The 13,897-nt window shown below is 49.5% G+C and carries 13 protein-coding genes; 7 read left to right on the top strand and 6 right to left on the bottom strand.

All coding sequences use genetic code 11. The features are described 5' to 3' along the window. Window positions 1–2: 2 nt before the first annotated feature. Both ACOGW3_RS23380 and ACOGW3_RS23375 read right to left on the bottom strand, forming a co-directional pair. The gene (locus ACOGW3_RS23380; RefSeq protein ID WP_419905143.1) at window positions 3–896 is read right to left on the bottom strand and encodes an FAD binding domain-containing protein; all 894 of its coding nucleotides are present in this window, start codon (window positions 894–896) and stop codon (window positions 3–5) included. Window positions 897–1,322: 426 nt separating this feature from the next. Next, the gene (locus tag ACOGW3_RS23375) at window positions 1,323–2,213 is read right to left on the bottom strand and encodes a hypothetical protein (protein ID WP_419905142.1); all 891 of its coding nucleotides are present in this window, start codon (window positions 2,211–2,213) and stop codon (window positions 1,323–1,325) included. A 168-nt stretch (window positions 2,214–2,381) separates the two neighbouring features. Between ACOGW3_RS23375 and tnpA the strand changes: the two genes are divergently transcribed. Beyond that, window positions 2,382–2,816, top strand: a complete 435-nt coding sequence (gene tnpA, locus ACOGW3_RS23370; protein ID WP_419901154.1) for an IS200/IS605 family transposase — start codon at window positions 2,382–2,384, stop codon at window positions 2,814–2,816. A 137-nt stretch (window positions 2,817–2,953) separates the two neighbouring features. Here the strand turns inward: tnpA and ACOGW3_RS23365 are convergent, their stop codons facing one another. Then, window positions 2,954–3,916: a LysR family transcriptional regulator gene (locus ACOGW3_RS23365; protein WP_419905141.1), complete on the bottom strand. Its 963-nt coding sequence runs from the start codon at window positions 3,914–3,916 to the stop codon at window positions 2,954–2,956. A gap of 184 nt (window positions 3,917–4,100) precedes the next feature. On the opposite strand from ACOGW3_RS23365, the gene ACOGW3_RS23360 reads away from it, so the two are divergent. The 4 genes from ACOGW3_RS23360 to ACOGW3_RS23345 all read left to right on the top strand — a co-directional run bounded on the left by ACOGW3_RS23360 (window position 4,101) and on the right by ACOGW3_RS23345 (window position 8,482). Next, window positions 4,101–4,895, top strand: a complete 795-nt coding sequence (locus ACOGW3_RS23360) for a carbon-nitrogen hydrolase family protein (protein ID WP_419905140.1) — start codon at window positions 4,101–4,103, stop codon at window positions 4,893–4,895. Beyond that, window positions 4,888–6,078 carry a mandelate racemase/muconate lactonizing enzyme family protein gene (locus tag ACOGW3_RS23355; RefSeq protein ID WP_419905139.1) on the top strand — a complete coding sequence of 397 codons (1,191 nt, stop codon included), beginning with the start codon at window positions 4,888–4,890 and terminating at the stop codon, window positions 6,076–6,078. The genes ACOGW3_RS23360 and ACOGW3_RS23355 overlap by 8 nt, the downstream gene beginning before the upstream one ends. Before the next feature lie 66 nt (window positions 6,079–6,144). Next, on the top strand, window positions 6,145–7,149 hold the full coding sequence (locus ACOGW3_RS23350) for an Ldh family oxidoreductase (protein WP_419905138.1): 1,005 nt from the start codon (window positions 6,145–6,147) through the stop codon (window positions 7,147–7,149). A gap of 28 nt (window positions 7,150–7,177) precedes the next feature. Continuing rightward, complete coding sequence (locus ACOGW3_RS23345; RefSeq protein WP_419905137.1) at window positions 7,178–8,482, top strand: M24 family metallopeptidase; 1,305 nt, start codon at window positions 7,178–7,180, stop codon at window positions 8,480–8,482. 78 nt (window positions 8,483–8,560) lie between these two features. Here ACOGW3_RS23345 and ACOGW3_RS23340 read toward each other — a convergent pair whose 3' ends face one another. After that, window positions 8,561–9,478 (bottom strand): LysR family transcriptional regulator, encoded by a 918-nt coding sequence (locus ACOGW3_RS23340; protein WP_419905979.1) that lies wholly within the window; start codon window positions 9,476–9,478, stop codon window positions 8,561–8,563. 281 nt (window positions 9,479–9,759) lie between these two features. Here ACOGW3_RS23340 and ACOGW3_RS23335 point away from each other — a divergent pair, with 281 nt between their 5' ends. Then, entirely contained in the window at window positions 9,760–11,409 is a 1,650-nt protein-coding gene (locus tag ACOGW3_RS23335) for a BCCT family transporter (protein WP_419905136.1), read from the top strand. A gap of 316 nt (window positions 11,410–11,725) precedes the next feature. Here ACOGW3_RS23335 and ACOGW3_RS23330 read toward each other — a convergent pair whose 3' ends face one another. Beyond that, a complete protein-coding gene (locus ACOGW3_RS23330) occupies window positions 11,726–12,097 on the bottom strand; it encodes a hypothetical protein (RefSeq protein ID WP_419905135.1) in 372 nt (123 codons plus the stop codon). Window positions 12,098–12,477: 380 nt separating this feature from the next. On the opposite strand from ACOGW3_RS23330, the gene ACOGW3_RS23325 reads away from it, so the two are divergent. Next, complete coding sequence (locus ACOGW3_RS23325) at window positions 12,478–13,251, top strand: substrate-binding periplasmic protein (RefSeq protein ID WP_419905134.1); 774 nt, start codon at window positions 12,478–12,480, stop codon at window positions 13,249–13,251. A 77-nt stretch (window positions 13,252–13,328) separates the two neighbouring features. Here the strand turns inward: ACOGW3_RS23325 and ACOGW3_RS23320 are convergent, their stop codons facing one another. Then, window positions 13,329–13,883 carry a hypothetical protein gene (locus tag ACOGW3_RS23320; protein ID WP_419905133.1) on the bottom strand — a complete coding sequence of 185 codons (555 nt, stop codon included), beginning with the start codon at window positions 13,881–13,883 and terminating at the stop codon, window positions 13,329–13,331. Window positions 13,884–13,897: the final 14 nt, after the last annotated feature.

The following is a 13,897-nucleotide window of genomic DNA, read 5'->3' as shown; positions in this document are numbered from 1 at the left end:
AGTTATTTCTCCCCCCCGTTTGAGGCTCTTGTATTGGCTCTCACGTTGGCTCTTTCTTGGGCAATCTTGGCTGCGCGCACCGCGAGAACGCCAGCTACTTTAGTGCGGAATTCGATGGTGCCACGTTTATCGTTAATCGGCTTACAGGCGGCGGAAGTGGCCGCAGCCATCTTGTCCAGTGCCGCTTCGTCCAGCTTGGAGCCGATCAGCGCTTGTGCCGCGTCTTCGACCAGTAGAACCTTGATCGCGACAGCGCCAAGACCCACACGGGCGTGGGTGCAAACACCGTTATCATCCAGTTCGATACTGACGCCAACGCCAACCACGGCGATGTCCATTTCAGTACGCGGGATAAAACGCAGATAAGCATCGCCAGCACGTTTTGGACGGGCCGGAAGGAAAACGCTTTCAACGATCTCGCCTTTGGTCAGGGTGGATTTACCCGGGGCGACCGGAATGTCGATCACAGGCACTTCACGACGGCCAGCTAGCCCAACGATTGTGGCAATCGCATTGGCCGCAACCATACCCGGGACACTGTCTGCAGCAGGGCCACAGTTACACAGGTTGCCCACCATGGTGGCGCGTCCTTGCACCTGGGTAGAGCCGATAAGATCAGCGCCTTCCATAACGCCGGGCCACAGGGCGCAGAGGCCTTCGTGCTCGTTCATTTCGGCAGAGGAAACCGCAGCACCGATCCGATAGCCGCCGTTCTCTTCTGTTATTGAAGTCATGGCCGGGATGTTTTTGACATCGACAATGAGGTCAGGCTCAACCATTCCTGCGCGCAGTTGCACCAATAGATCAGTACCGCCAGCGAGGACACGGGCGAGACCCGCTTCACTAGCAAGCAAAGCGGATGCTGCTTCTATTGTTCGGGGGGATTCATAACGCATGTAGTAGATCCACTTGTTTCATCTCAACGAAAATTTCTTCCTGATCACGAATTTTAAGCCACCAACACAAATGTACTCAGTACGAATGTACTCTGTTAGTACTGGGGCCCTATCCGTTCATTTTGTATCTTTGATACCAGTAAATAGGGTGCAGGGGCTATTTGTAAACATCAAACAGACGACAAAGCCCATTTATAATCAATATCCTGCAATCTCGGACACCGTACGCTTTTTGCACTGTTTAAAAAGCGACATCGATGTCTCTAATGAGCAAGTGTTCAGTTTTGTTTGTGGTTGCCTGTGTTTGAGGGAGATCGCAGGAAACTCAAATGCCTCAAAATGGATATTATAAATTCATAGTCTTACAAGTCGGAGAGTGTATGCAATGCCTTAACGGAACGATACGATGCGACTCTCAAAATTTTTTCAGTCATCAATTTTCCACCAAAGTCTCTCGTCATCCAGCGGTGTATCTGGATGCAGAAAGGGATTTTCCAGTTCCAGTAGCTTCCGTTTTTTCATGCCTTTGAGCATATCTAAAACACTTTTGGTCGCCGGATGCTCTTTCATGTGTTTTTCAAACATACCGTTATCGAGCAAGATATTGAGCCCGATCGTTAATCGTTCCGCCAGCTCAGTGTCTTGTTTTTTTAGATAAAAATAAGTTGCGAAGGGATAGTGTATTAACCAGGTGTTCTCTATAACAAGGTCTGGAAATTTATCTTTGCGAGCAAGAAGTTCCAAATAGGGCTCGTGAACGGCGCGGGGAAAGAAATCACAACGACCCGAGCTGACCATTTTAAATAAGCCTTCATAGGTTGTTGCTTCGTGAACCCTAAGTCCTCCCTCTTTTAAGATATCGCTATCCGGCCATCCCACCCCCTGGCAAGCCGTCAACTTTGTCAGGTCGTCAATAGAGCGAGCCTTTTCAAAAACGTCCTTTTTGTCTGCCCTGATAATAAATATCCTGTAACCCAACATGCCTTTGGCGATGGGTATTCTGATCGGCAGAAGCATTTCGTCGCGCAGAGTAGATGCCCCGGAAAATGTTAGATTGATTTCGCCTTTTCCTGCGGCCATTTCCTTTAAAACGCGTTCTTGAACACGTACGGCCTTTGCCCATTGTATGTCATAAGGCCCATGGGTTTTAACCGTAGCATCAAGAGCTTTTCGGAGAAGTTGAACAGTATAGTCACTCCGGGTATCTGTCGCATTACGATCTGCGGGTAAGACTATTCTGGTTTCAGCCACCGCGATGCCTGGAAGATTAATAAGCAGGCAGCATACAAATATGAAAACCCTAATCAAAGATTGCATTCGCTGATTTCTAACTATTGCTGACACTGTTTACCCAAAGTATCACCCAAGCGTTAATAATTTAATCCGGTAAACCCCCGGCTATGCCGGGGGACTCTCAATGGTTTGACCGTTCCCACGGTCTTACATTTCTTTGTTTATTGACCAAAATAACAAAGGAATTAGCCGATGAGAGATTACAAAAGCCTTGCACATACGAGATGGGATTGTAAATACCACGTGGTTTTCATCCCTAAACGCAGGCAAAAAGTTATCTATGGCAACCTACGTCAGTATCTTGGTGAAATTTTCCATGAACTGGCCGGGCATCGCGAAAGTAAGATTGAGGAGGGCCATTTGATGCCGGATCACATTCACATGTGTATCAGCATACCGCCCAAACATGCTGTTTCAAAAGTCGTTGGATACCTAAAAGGAAAAAGCGCGATTGCCATAGCTCGAAAATTCAAAAATAAAGCACGGAATTTCAAGGGTGAAAATTTTTGGGCCCGTGGATATTTCGTCTCAACTGTAGGGCTCGATGAACAGATGGTGAGGGAGTATATCAGAACGCAAGAAGAGCGTGATAAGTACTTTGACCAAATGGATATATTCAATCCATAACCGCTTTAGCGGTTCCCAATTTGCCCCTTTAAGGGGCTCACCCGCTTAAGCCCCCGGCTTTGCCGGGGGTCATTTAACTTTAATCATGCCATTGTACATACTTGTTTTTGCAGATGCAGATATATCTGGTGCCACGTTCAGGCATCGTCCTCATGGTCGTGCTGCATTTTTTGGGATAGCAATTCAGGAATGTTCTCTTCCAGCTTTCTCACCTTAGCCCTCACACCATCTATAACCTGCTTTGCCAGAGGAGAGGGTTTCGCGTGTAACTGCCGGATCAGCTGGCAATTGCGCCAGCCCTTATGCGTATTGATTGGGCGAAAGCTGAGGCCAGAGTGAGAGCTCAGCTTCGCCGAGAGTGCAGGTAAAATCAACAAACCCAATCCGGCACGCGCCATGACTTCCATTGTCATCAAGCGTGACGCTTCAGCAGAGAATGAAAACTCTCTTCCGGACATCCGTTCAAAAATGCTGATCATCCGATTTGCCGAGGTATTGGTGGGCGGCCGTATTAATTCAAAAGTAAGGATCTCTTCAATATCGATTGGTCCATCGCCACCAATCGGATGCCCATCTGGATACACCAGACAAGGACGATCACTCAGCAGGAATGTACAGGACAGCCCATTGTCGTTGCCTGTCATCGAAGTGAGGGCAAACTCGACTTCTCCGGCGCGGACCATGTCATAGACACGATGGTCGTCAACTTCTCTAAATATCGGAAATATCTCGGTTTTTGCTTTGCGCATCTGCGCCACTGTCGGTGCCAGAAGATACGTCACCAAAGAGGTTGGGGTGGCGATCTGGATTGTCTGGCGTCCACCTTGTGAAATCGCCCGTGCTTTTTCAAAAATCAGTCCGGTTGAGCGTTCGAACCGCTCAAGGTCCGGCAGTAACGCTTGAGATTCTGGCGTTGGTAAAACCACACCTCGGCTGCGCTCTATCAGGCGAAAGCCCAATATTTCCTCCAGCCGTGCAATGTGTTGGGTGATCGCCGGTTGGGTCAAGTTCAACGCTTGCGCCGCCTTTGTATAGCTTTGCATTCGCAACACACTCAAGAAGCTTTGGACGAGTTTTGGGGGGAGGTCGTGTCGGCGCATAACGGGAGCTTATTATCTATAAGTTTTCTTTATTGGATTACTTTTAAATAAGATTTCATGATTAAACCAGAAGGTGAAACGAAACGCAAGAGGGGCTTCCATGCCCACTAGCGAAGTCAGGGTCGAAGCGGCAGGAATGTCAGTCATTCTGTGTCTTCGTGAATGAACGGATACTGGATCAACGATGAACACGTGTAACAAAATTACCATTGCAGTGTTGCAGCATAATGCGCGGCTAAAAGGACCTGACGAAAGGTTTGCGTGGCTGGACAAGCAGGCGCGAATAGCCGCCAGCAAAGACATTGAGTTGCTGGTTTGTCCTGAGCTCTTTATGACCGGATATCACGTCGGCGACGACTTGCACCAGTATGCGGAACTTGCCGATGGCGATTTTGCGCAACGTGTGAAATCACTGGCAAAGGAGCTTGGGGTTGCGATCTTGTACGGATATCCAGAGCGTTTTGGAAAAGCCGTTTACAACTCTGCAATCTGTTTTGACGGTGACGGCCTGGTGCTGGCAAATCACCGTAAGGTTGTTTTGCCGCCCGGCTTAGAGCCCAAATATTTTGAGAACGGTTCCAGCCTGACGATGTTCACGTTCAAATCGATTAAAATGGCGCTGATGATCTGCTATGAGTGCGAGTTTCCGGAAACAGTGCGCAATGTGACCGCATTGGGTGCCGAGGTCGTTCTTGTCTGTACGGCTTGCTCTTGGGATCAGGTGCCCAATTTTGTTGCCCCGGCCCGGGCCTATGAAAACGGTGTTTTCCTGATCTATGCAAACCACGCCGGCCTGGAAGACGGCGTTGAGTTTCCTGGTCTTAGCTGCATCCTGGATCCTTACGGGGGTGATCTGGCGCGCGCAGGTGCCGATGAAGAGGTCATATCAGCCTGCATCGATACCAGACTGGTCAGGAAAGCGCAGGAACGGCTGCCCTATCTTCGCGACCATAAGAAAATCCCCTCGTCCTGTGCCTGACCTGCAAATAAGCCAAGAATTTCAAAAATCCAAAGGTTTTACCATGAACATCAAAGACATCCGCATAACACCGCTACGTCTTGAGACCAAGGTCCCGTACGTCTGGTCGCAGGGGGCCGAAAACGCGTTCACAGTCAATCTGATCGAAATCGAAGCCGAAGACGGCACAGTTGGATATGGTGAAACAACCGCGGCACCAGATGCAGATGCGCAAAAAATCGTGCTGAAAAAATTGGCCCGTTCATACCTCGGCCGCTCTGTATTTGATTGTACCGCCGCCCAGGACGATGCCTACCGGAAGAACTTTCTTGTTTTTGGTGGTAATATGCAACGCTATGCCAACCAACTGTTTTGCGGGTTGGAGATGGCAGCACTGGATCTTCAGGGTAAGCTCTTGGATCGTCCTGTGTGGGAGTTGTTGGGGGGTGAAAAGCGCAAGGAAGTTGGATATTTCTACTTTCTGCAAGGACAAAGCACAGAAGAACTCGCCGCGGACGCTAGAGCGGGCGCGGATGCTGGTCACCCGATCATATATCTGAAAGTCGGCATTTCACCTGAATATGATCTGGCTAACATCAAGGCCGTCCGCAAAGCCATCGGTGATGAGCACAGATTGCGTCTGGATGCCAACGAAGGGTGGAGCCCAGCACATGCCCTTCGCATGATCCAGGCAATCGAACCCTATAAAGTCGAGTATATAGAGCAACCAACGACAAGCTTGTCTCTCTTGCCGCTAAAACACCTGAAAGAGCGTTCGCCTATAGCACTTGGTGCGGATCAAAGTGTGTTCACCATTCAGGAGGTGTATCAGGCTTGCGCCACGGGTGCTGCCGACATGATCGCCGTTGGACCCCGCGAAATCGGTGGCCTGCGCGGTATGATGAAGGCTTCGGCGATCTGCGAAGGCGCCGGGTTGACCCTTTGTATCCATTCCAGCATGACCAGCGGGATAACGACATGTGCGGAGCACCACATCGGGCGCGCCGTTGCCAATCTTGATGACGGAAACCAGATCATGTGGCAGTTGCTCAAAGACAACGTGCTGGCCTCACCCAGTCTCGAACCTCAAAAGGGCAAACTGTCATTGGAGGGGCGCCCCGGTCTGGGGTTCGAGTTGGACCATGATGTGATTGCCAAAGCGGCAGAGCGCCATCGTGCATATGCATGCCAACAAGCCGATTGAGCGGAAGAACCTCCTACAGGTCCACAGTAAAAAAATACAGGACACTCGTAAAAGAGGACAAAAGTCATGCCCAATATTGAGATATCCGTCCTTGAAGATCTTGCTTGCGGTTACCTGGTGGCGGCAGGTAGTTCCAAAGCGGCTGCGCAACTGGTTACGAGGTCCATTGTCCGGGCCGAAGCTGAGGGGAATACCGCGTGCGGTCTATTCTATCTGAGCGTGTTCAAGCAGCAATTGGCGCAGAATAAAATTGACGGGCAGGCGGTACCGCAGATCTTGAAGCAGAGTGATAGTTCCATTCTTGTCGATGCTGCCAATGGTTTTGCCCATCCTGCAATCGGTTTGGCCACCAAAATGTTGATTGAGGCGTCCCGCAAGAATGGCATCGCAGCAGCGGGTATCACCCGTTCGTACAATGCATTGTCTCTGGCGCACCACGTTCTACCTCTGGCCGAGGCTGGTCTGATCGGACTCTGTTGTTCCAATGCGCCTGCAAGCGTGGCCCCTCCAGGCGGCACCAAGGCGATCGTTGGCACCAATCCAATGGCTTTTGCTGTTCCGGGCGAAGAAGGTCCAGCCCTGGTGATCGACCAGTCTGCCAGCACCGTGACCAAGACCCGAATTCTTATGCACGAAGATTGTGAGGAGCCAATCCCTGAAGGGTGGGCACAAGACAACCATGGTCAGCCGACCAATGATCCGTCGGTCGGGTTGGCTGGCTCACTGTTGCCATTTGGCGGGCAGAAAGGCGCAAATATTGGGTTGATCGTCGAGGTATTGTCAGCGGTCCTGACGGGAGCAAGCCTGAGCACAGCCGCTCCATCGTTTTCCGGACATGATGCCGGATTTCCGAATGTGGGGCAGTTCCTGTTGGCAATTGATCCCACCCATTTTGCCGGAGCGGCCATTGCCCGCTCTATGGAAGAGCTGGCCTTGAAATATAGGGCGTCAGGTGTGCGTCTGCCCGGACAGAAATTTCGTACTGACGGTCCTGCCGCGGTCACCAGGACAATCGATGTAAATCCTGTACTCTGGAAAGAGTTGACGGCCACTCCTCCAAGCGCCGAGTAGATTAGGCCAAATACAGAAGGAAATAACAATGAGCATTGTCGTTTTTGATCCCGACAGCACGTCGGACGTGGATTTCCGTGACCGGATGCGTCACCCGATGGGTGAGGATGATTCCGGAGGCATGTTTCTTTCCGACACCGAACCGTCCTTTATTGATACCAGAGTGCTACGTCGAGAGCGGTTAGAAAAGCTCCGAGGATGGATGAGGGAGGAAGAGTATGGCGGTGTGGTGCTTTTGGACCCCTACAACCAGCGATACGCCACTGGTTCGCGCAATATGTTCGGCTATTTCCTGCGGAACTCGACCCGATATTTCTTTGTGCCGGTAGAGGGGCCAATTGTCCTGTTTGAATACCCACAGAGCTATCATGTCTCCATGTGTCTTGAAACCGTGGACGAGGCGCGTCCGTCTAAATTGGTTTGGTCATCTGTCTCCGGACGCGACGACGAAACCGCCGATCCCTTTGCGGCCGAAATTGCCGAGTTGATGCAGTCTTATGGACAGGGATCGATGAAGGTGGGGCTGGATCGTTGTAATCACTTGCATGCCTTGGCTTTGCAAAAATATGGATGTGAAGTAAAGGACTGTCAGGGTGAAATCCTGAACGTTCGTGCAATCAAAACACCTCAAGAAATCCGCTGCCTTCAGGCCAGTATGGCCGGAGCAGAAGCGGCAGTTTCTGCTGTGCGCGAAGCGATCAAACCGGGCGTGAGTGAGAACGAGCTTTTTGCCGTTATGTATCACGAGGTGATCCGGCAGGGCGGTGAATTCATCGAAACGCGTTTACTGAGTTCTGGCCAACGTACCAACCCCTGGTTCAATGAGGCCGGTGGTCGAAAGGTGCGGCCGGGTGAATTGGTGGCGCTCGATACCGACACCATCGGTTGCTATGGTTATTATTCGGACTTCTCGCGGACGTTCCGTTGCGGTCCCGGCCGCCCGACTGATTATCAAAAGGGCCTCTACCGAATGGCCTATGACCAGGTTCAATACAACATGGACATTCTCAAGCCGGGAATGGAATTCAGGGAAATCGCAGAAAAAGCCTGGCAGATCCCCGAGGCCTTTGTCGATCAACGATATACTTCGGTCATGCATGGTGTCGGCATGCACGGAGAAACACCCTTTATCGCCCATTCCATGGACTATGACACCTATGGGCGAGACGGCGTTCTCATGCCCGGCATGGTGCTGAGCATTGAAAGTTACATCGGTGAAAAAGGTGGGGCTGAAGGCGTCAAGCTGGAGGACGAAGTTCTGATCACCGAAACTGGGATCGAACTGCTGTCACGCTTTCCCTATGAAGATGATCTGCTGGGGAGAGATATTTGATGTCAGGCAATTCCGAAGGGTGACGTAGTCCAATGCAGCGATACGATGGCTTCCAAGTTTTGTGATATGGGGCAAAGCCTATTGTGAGGCCTGGGCTTCTGTGATGATCCATTCGTGTAGATCTGATGCCATGCGGGATGATTTGGCCTGGTGCAGGTTGATGTAATAGCCGCGTCCCGTGGTGACAAAATGGGGCATTAACATAGTTAGGTCATGCCTTTTTAAGAGCGGTTCGATCAATCCGTGCCATCCCAACGCAATGCCCTGACCGTCAATTGCGGCACGCACAATCATCTCGTAGTTGCTGAACACCGTGTCCTTGGTCAGGTGGTCTATGGTCACGTTTTGGGATTCCAGCCATTCCTCCCAATTACACCACCGCGTATCCGCCGAGGGTGAGTTTAGGTGGATAAGTTTAGACGGTTGCTCCAAGAGATCACAGGGCCGGACGATCGCGAAATTTTCCTGCTTGAAGGTCGGGCTGCAGACAGCGGATACTTGCTCTGCCAGGACCAGTGTTTCGCTTGCTCTGACCTGATGAGATCCTGCCATGTGCAGGGTGATGTCGGTGTCGTTCCCGGCATTTTCAACCGGGTTTTGAGAGGTCAGCACGCATATATTGGTGGTGCCCAGCGCCTCACGCATGCGGGGAATTCGGGGCAACAGCCAAAAGGATGCAAAGGCGTAATCGACCGAGATCAGAACCCTGTCCGATCTGTCCTTTTCCATGAAATCCTGGAAACGGCTTGCCACCTTTCCCAGCGGCTTTTCCATGCTTCTGAACAGGCTTAAGCCCTCGCGGGTTAACTCGACCCCTTTTGAAGTGCGGTCAAACAGCTGCTGACCCAGCGCGAGTTCAAGATTTCTGATCCGTTGCGAGAGGCTGGGTTGGGACAGCTTCAGTTCACGTGCGGCTGAAGAAAGCTGTCCGTGGCGGCAGACCACCATGAAGGCACAGAGGTCGGCCGAGTTCCGTGCAAAGTCGTCATAGTTTATTCCTATACCCTGCGTCAGAACTTCCCTCTACACATAGCCATTTAATTCACTTAGCGTATCACAGCTATAGGATAAATCTATCCAGCACTAGGTAAATTTAACTTTAGCTGTCGATGTAATGAATACCATCCGGCCAATGGGGCAACAGAACCCCAAGATCCCCTGAGCGAGTTACGGGACCCAATCCCATTAGTAAAACTGGTGATCATATCTGGGGATCAGCCGAAAAATTCAAAAACCTAAATTTTTGAAACCTTGCGAATGGGGAAGACAAGAGTCCAATGAAACCTCCTTTAACTGATCTACCGATCAAAACTGCTGATACTGGATTTTATTCCGGTTTCAGCGTCGATGTCACCGTTACCTCCAAGATTGCCGTGGGCCTTCTGGTCCTTTGGGCGGTGGCTTTTCCCGACCAGGCTGGTGCCGTTCTTGGTGCCCTCAACAGCTTTATTCTAGCCAATTTTGGCGCCTGGTACACTTATGTGATGGCCTCCTTTGTAATCGTCTGCTTAGGCCTCGCCCTGTGGCCCTACGCGGGTCGTCTCAAGCTTGGAGGGCAAGATGATAAGCCGGAATTTTCAAACTTTTCCTGGTTCTCGATGATGTTCGGTGCCGGGATAGGTGTTGGCATGTTGACCTGGGCCGTGGCCGAACCAATTTATCATTTCAAGAATAACCCCGATGTCATTCAGGGCCTGGCCCAAGGCGCGACCGAGGGTAATTTTCTGAATGCCTATAAATGGTCATATCTGCATTGGGGTTTTACCGCCTGGGCTTCTTATGCCATCGCTGGATTGGCGCTTGCTTTTTTTGCCTATCGACGTGGTCTACCACTGACCATTCGCTCTGCCCTGACGCCGTTGTTTGGTAAAGCCCTGTCAGGTCCTTTGGGCAGTGTAATTGATACGGTTGCCGTCATTGCGACAATCCTTGGTGTTGCTCAGACCCTGGGCTTTGGGGTTGAGCAATTTGTCGCCGGTATGAACCGCATCGGAATTGGTGCCTGGTTGGTTAATGCAGAGGGGAACGCCTCTACACTTGGTATCATCGTCGCCATTGTGGTGATCATGGGTGCCTCTACACTTTCTGCGCTTTCGGGTGTTGGCAAAGGCATCAAGTGGTTGTCGAACGTGAATATGGCCCTGTCCATTTTCCTGCTCGGCTTCCTTATGCTTTTCGGATCCACCTTCTTTGGCCTGCAGGCCTTGTTTGTCGGCATGTACGAATATGTGGTGGCGTTGCCCGCCATGTTATTCACCGTCTATTCCGGCGACGGCACAGGTGGCGTTGCTGATAAGTTAGAGGGATGGCAGGGTGCCTGGTCCGTTTTCTATTGGGCCTGGTGGGTGGCTTTCGCCCCGTTTGTTGGCCTGTTCCTGGCCCGCATTTCCAGGGGCCGCACTATTCGCGAATTTGTGCTAGGCGCTTTGATTGTTCCGGCCATCATGTGCTTCGTCTGGTTTTCCTTTGCTGGCGGTACCGCGATTGACTTAGAGCTTTCAGGCATCGCCCAAGGGCAGATTTTCAATGCCACCGATGGTGATAAAATCTTTGCCATGACCGGCATCATGCTGGGCGATGTGCTTGGATGGGCCATGGCCGTGGTGATTGTGATCTTGCTTATGACCTATCTGGTGACTTCTGCAGATTCAGCCGTTTTGATTGTGAACACCATTAATGCCGGAGGCGATGAAGGCCCGAAAGCGCGATTGCACATCATCTTCTGGGGCGTAGCGTTGGGCGCGGTGGTTGCGGCCTTGTTGCTCGTCGGTGGCCTCAAGGCAATCCAGTCCGCCATGGTCATCGGCGCCCTGCCTTTTTCACTGGTAATGGCTTTGATGTCGATCTCCCTAATCAAGGCAATCTACCGCGATGGAAAACGTGAAGCCGTTGGTGTCACCACCACACTCGATCTGGAAGGAGCCTAACGAAGAAGCACTACGCTACGCTAATGGAGGAGGGGCTATAAGAGGCCCTTCCTCTTTTTGTATCTTTGGTACAAGTACATAAGGGGGCGGGGATTATATCTCAGGGTTAATGTTTGGTTTGAATGCCGAATTATCTGGAGAAACCTGAACGAATAACTTGATATTCATTAGTTAAGTTCGTGCCCCTATAATGCTATAGGTTTGACGTTTTCATCTGAAGGATGGTGATTTGTAAACGTCATTTTCCATCAGCGATAATCCTCATAATTAACAATGTAGACGTTGCCATTCTCAATTATGAATGTACTACGCGACTTTACTCTCCGTTATCAACGAATTTAACAAAGGCATTGTTTTTTAGTAATTTTTTTGCGCTAGCTGAACGGAGGCTTGGAATCTTTCCTTCGGCGTAGTTTGCTACCAATAAATATACTTTTGAATAGGCTAATAAATGCTCTTGAGGTACTTTGTTTTCGGACAAATATTGATCTGTAATATTTTTTATTAGCTCGACGTCTATGTCGAATTGCTCTTGAGTGTATTTATCCCAATCCATATGATATTGTCGTACCATGGCATCAACAACGTCTTGATAATTCATAATATATTCTGCACAGCAGATGAGAACATCTTTTGAAATTTTTACTAATTCATATGTAGAAGATTTTTCTTTAGGTTTATTGGGCACGGGATTTAAACTTTCCTAGAAAAACGTTCTTAGTAATGTTTTGTCGTGAGTGGGGATAATCAGGTGACTTAATGGCGGTAATTTATAGCTTAGTCTACGCTATCGGTATTCCAACAGACAAACTGTTATCCTATTAGGAAATTCATCATGCTTTGGATAATTCGAGTGCATAATTTCCCCTCAGGGTAGAACTCCGCCTTAGCGTTTTTTTTCTTATTCTACACCGAACAATTTTGTTGTCAGCTTTGGCTCTCTATTCAATTCTGTCTATAATTAAGTGATCTCACCGTTAATTTAAAATATATCCAAAGTTATTTAACTTGTCAGTGCTAGTTTTGGCGTTCTCGCTGGATATGAAGGAGGATAAAGTGGCTGCTCGAATGATTATATTATTTATTTTTATGATCTTTCCAAGCTTTGCCAGTTCTCAAGTTCTTGAGCGGATCGTTACCGCAGAAGAAACCCCAACCAACTATACGATCAATGGGGAAGTAACAGGAACAACAACAGCGATTGTTCGGGAACTCCTACGTCTTCTTGATCGCGAAGTTGAAATTGAATTGTTTCCTTGGGCACGGTCAATGCGCATTGCCCAAAAAGAGCCCAATGTGATTATCTTTACCGCAGGTAAAACATCTGAACGCGTAAATTATGGCTTTCATTTTTTAGGCCCCGTCAGCACGCGAAAACATGTTTTGTATAAAAAGAAAAATAGCCCCATTGAGATCAACAATATCGATGATCTTATGTTGTCAAACTGGGTTATTGGCGGTTTACGAGAAGACTGGCGCGTTATTTATTTCAAATCGATTGGTCTGCCCGTTCAAGAGTTCAACACTCATGAAATAGCTTTAGGGCATGCTATTCGTGACCACGTTGACCTTTGGATTTCCTCTGATCTGGAGGCCCCTATGGTCGCGCGAAGTATTGAGGCTAACATCAATGATTTTGAAATCGCCTATGTTTTTAAAAAAGCGCCGAGCTATATTATGTTTTCCAGGGACTTTTCACCAAAGCTTCTTCAGGAATGGCGGCGAGCTTTTTCAGCGATGAATGAAACCGATTTTTTCGCCAAAACAGCCATGGAATGGAGCGCTCATTTGAATATCAACCTCGATCACCATCGAGATCGCGGTTTTTTTATAAAAGACTAGGGTACAATCACAGTGATATGAAAATACTTTTGGTTATTAGTGCCATACTTAACCGCAGCAAACACCCAGCGAAAAACCTATCCGTTCAAACCTTGTAATTTGTGATAATTTTCATCGGTGAATTCTAAGGTTTCATTGGTCTCGGTATTGAACAGGCTCCGGTCCACGGTGGTTAATTTGCCGAGGTAGACGTGGATGCCGCAGCAGGGTTCCTCACTGATACAGGTGACGGAGTGAATGGCACTGGGGCCGATGGACAGGACCTCGCCGGGGGTGAGCTCTGCTTTGCCGCTTTTTCTTATGCTACCCTGAGAGGCATTAGTAGGATCGTTTTCATAGAAATCGTTGCGTTCTGCCCCGAGGTAAACCCCGATTGTTGCCGACATCTGATGGTCGTGCGGCGGCACGGAATTACCGGGCTGAAAGCGGCAAAACCAAACCGATATGGTCTCATCCTCAAACAAAATGGCCTCATCCTCGGCAAAGGCAGGCATACCGCAGGCAACGGCTTCCGGGTTGGAAACTGTTTGCTCTAAAATAACCCGAACAGCTTTGGGCGCATCGGGTGTTATGGCGGCCTTTTTTAAACGCGTGAGCAAGTCGTCGAGATCAAACTTATCCGTTTGGTTCATTCTTTTTCTCCCCT

Origin of the sequence: Kiloniella sp. (genome assembly GCF_965205715.1) — a bacterium.
Taxonomy (GTDB): domain Bacteria; phylum Pseudomonadota; class Alphaproteobacteria; order Kiloniellales; family Kiloniellaceae; genus Kiloniella.
The sequence above is the reverse complement of the archived record's forward strand: the minus strand, read 5'-3'. Positions and strand labels throughout refer to the sequence as shown.

What these genes read in the sequence shown, in the direction of transcription:
- ACOGW3_RS23380 (WP_419905143.1), bottom strand. Translation starts at nt 896, where the DNA reads ATGCGTTATGAATCCCCCCGAACAATAGAAGCAGCATCCGCTTTGCTT.
- ACOGW3_RS23375 (WP_419905142.1), bottom strand. Translation starts at nt 2,213, where the DNA reads ATGCAATCTTTGATTAGGGTTTTCATATTTGTATGCTGCCTGCTTATT.
- tnpA (WP_419901154.1), top strand. Translation starts at nt 2,382, where the DNA reads ATGAGAGATTACAAAAGCCTTGCACATACGAGATGGGATTGTAAATAC.
- ACOGW3_RS23365 (WP_419905141.1), bottom strand. Translation starts at nt 3,916, where the DNA reads ATGCGCCGACACGACCTCCCCCCAAAACTCGTCCAAAGCTTCTTGAGT.
- ACOGW3_RS23360 (WP_419905140.1), top strand. Translation starts at nt 4,101, where the DNA reads ATGAACACGTGTAACAAAATTACCATTGCAGTGTTGCAGCATAATGCG.
- ACOGW3_RS23350 (WP_419905138.1), top strand. Translation starts at nt 6,145, where the DNA reads ATGCCCAATATTGAGATATCCGTCCTTGAAGATCTTGCTTGCGGTTAC.
- ACOGW3_RS23345 (WP_419905137.1), top strand. Translation starts at nt 7,178, where the DNA reads ATGAGCATTGTCGTTTTTGATCCCGACAGCACGTCGGACGTGGATTTC.
- ACOGW3_RS23335 (WP_419905136.1), top strand. Translation starts at nt 9,760, where the DNA reads ATGAAACCTCCTTTAACTGATCTACCGATCAAAACTGCTGATACTGGA.
- ACOGW3_RS23325 (WP_419905134.1), top strand. Translation starts at nt 12,478, where the DNA reads ATGATTATATTATTTATTTTTATGATCTTTCCAAGCTTTGCCAGTTCT.
- ACOGW3_RS23320 (WP_419905133.1), bottom strand. Translation starts at nt 13,883, where the DNA reads ATGAACCAAACGGATAAGTTTGATCTCGACGACTTGCTCACGCGTTTA.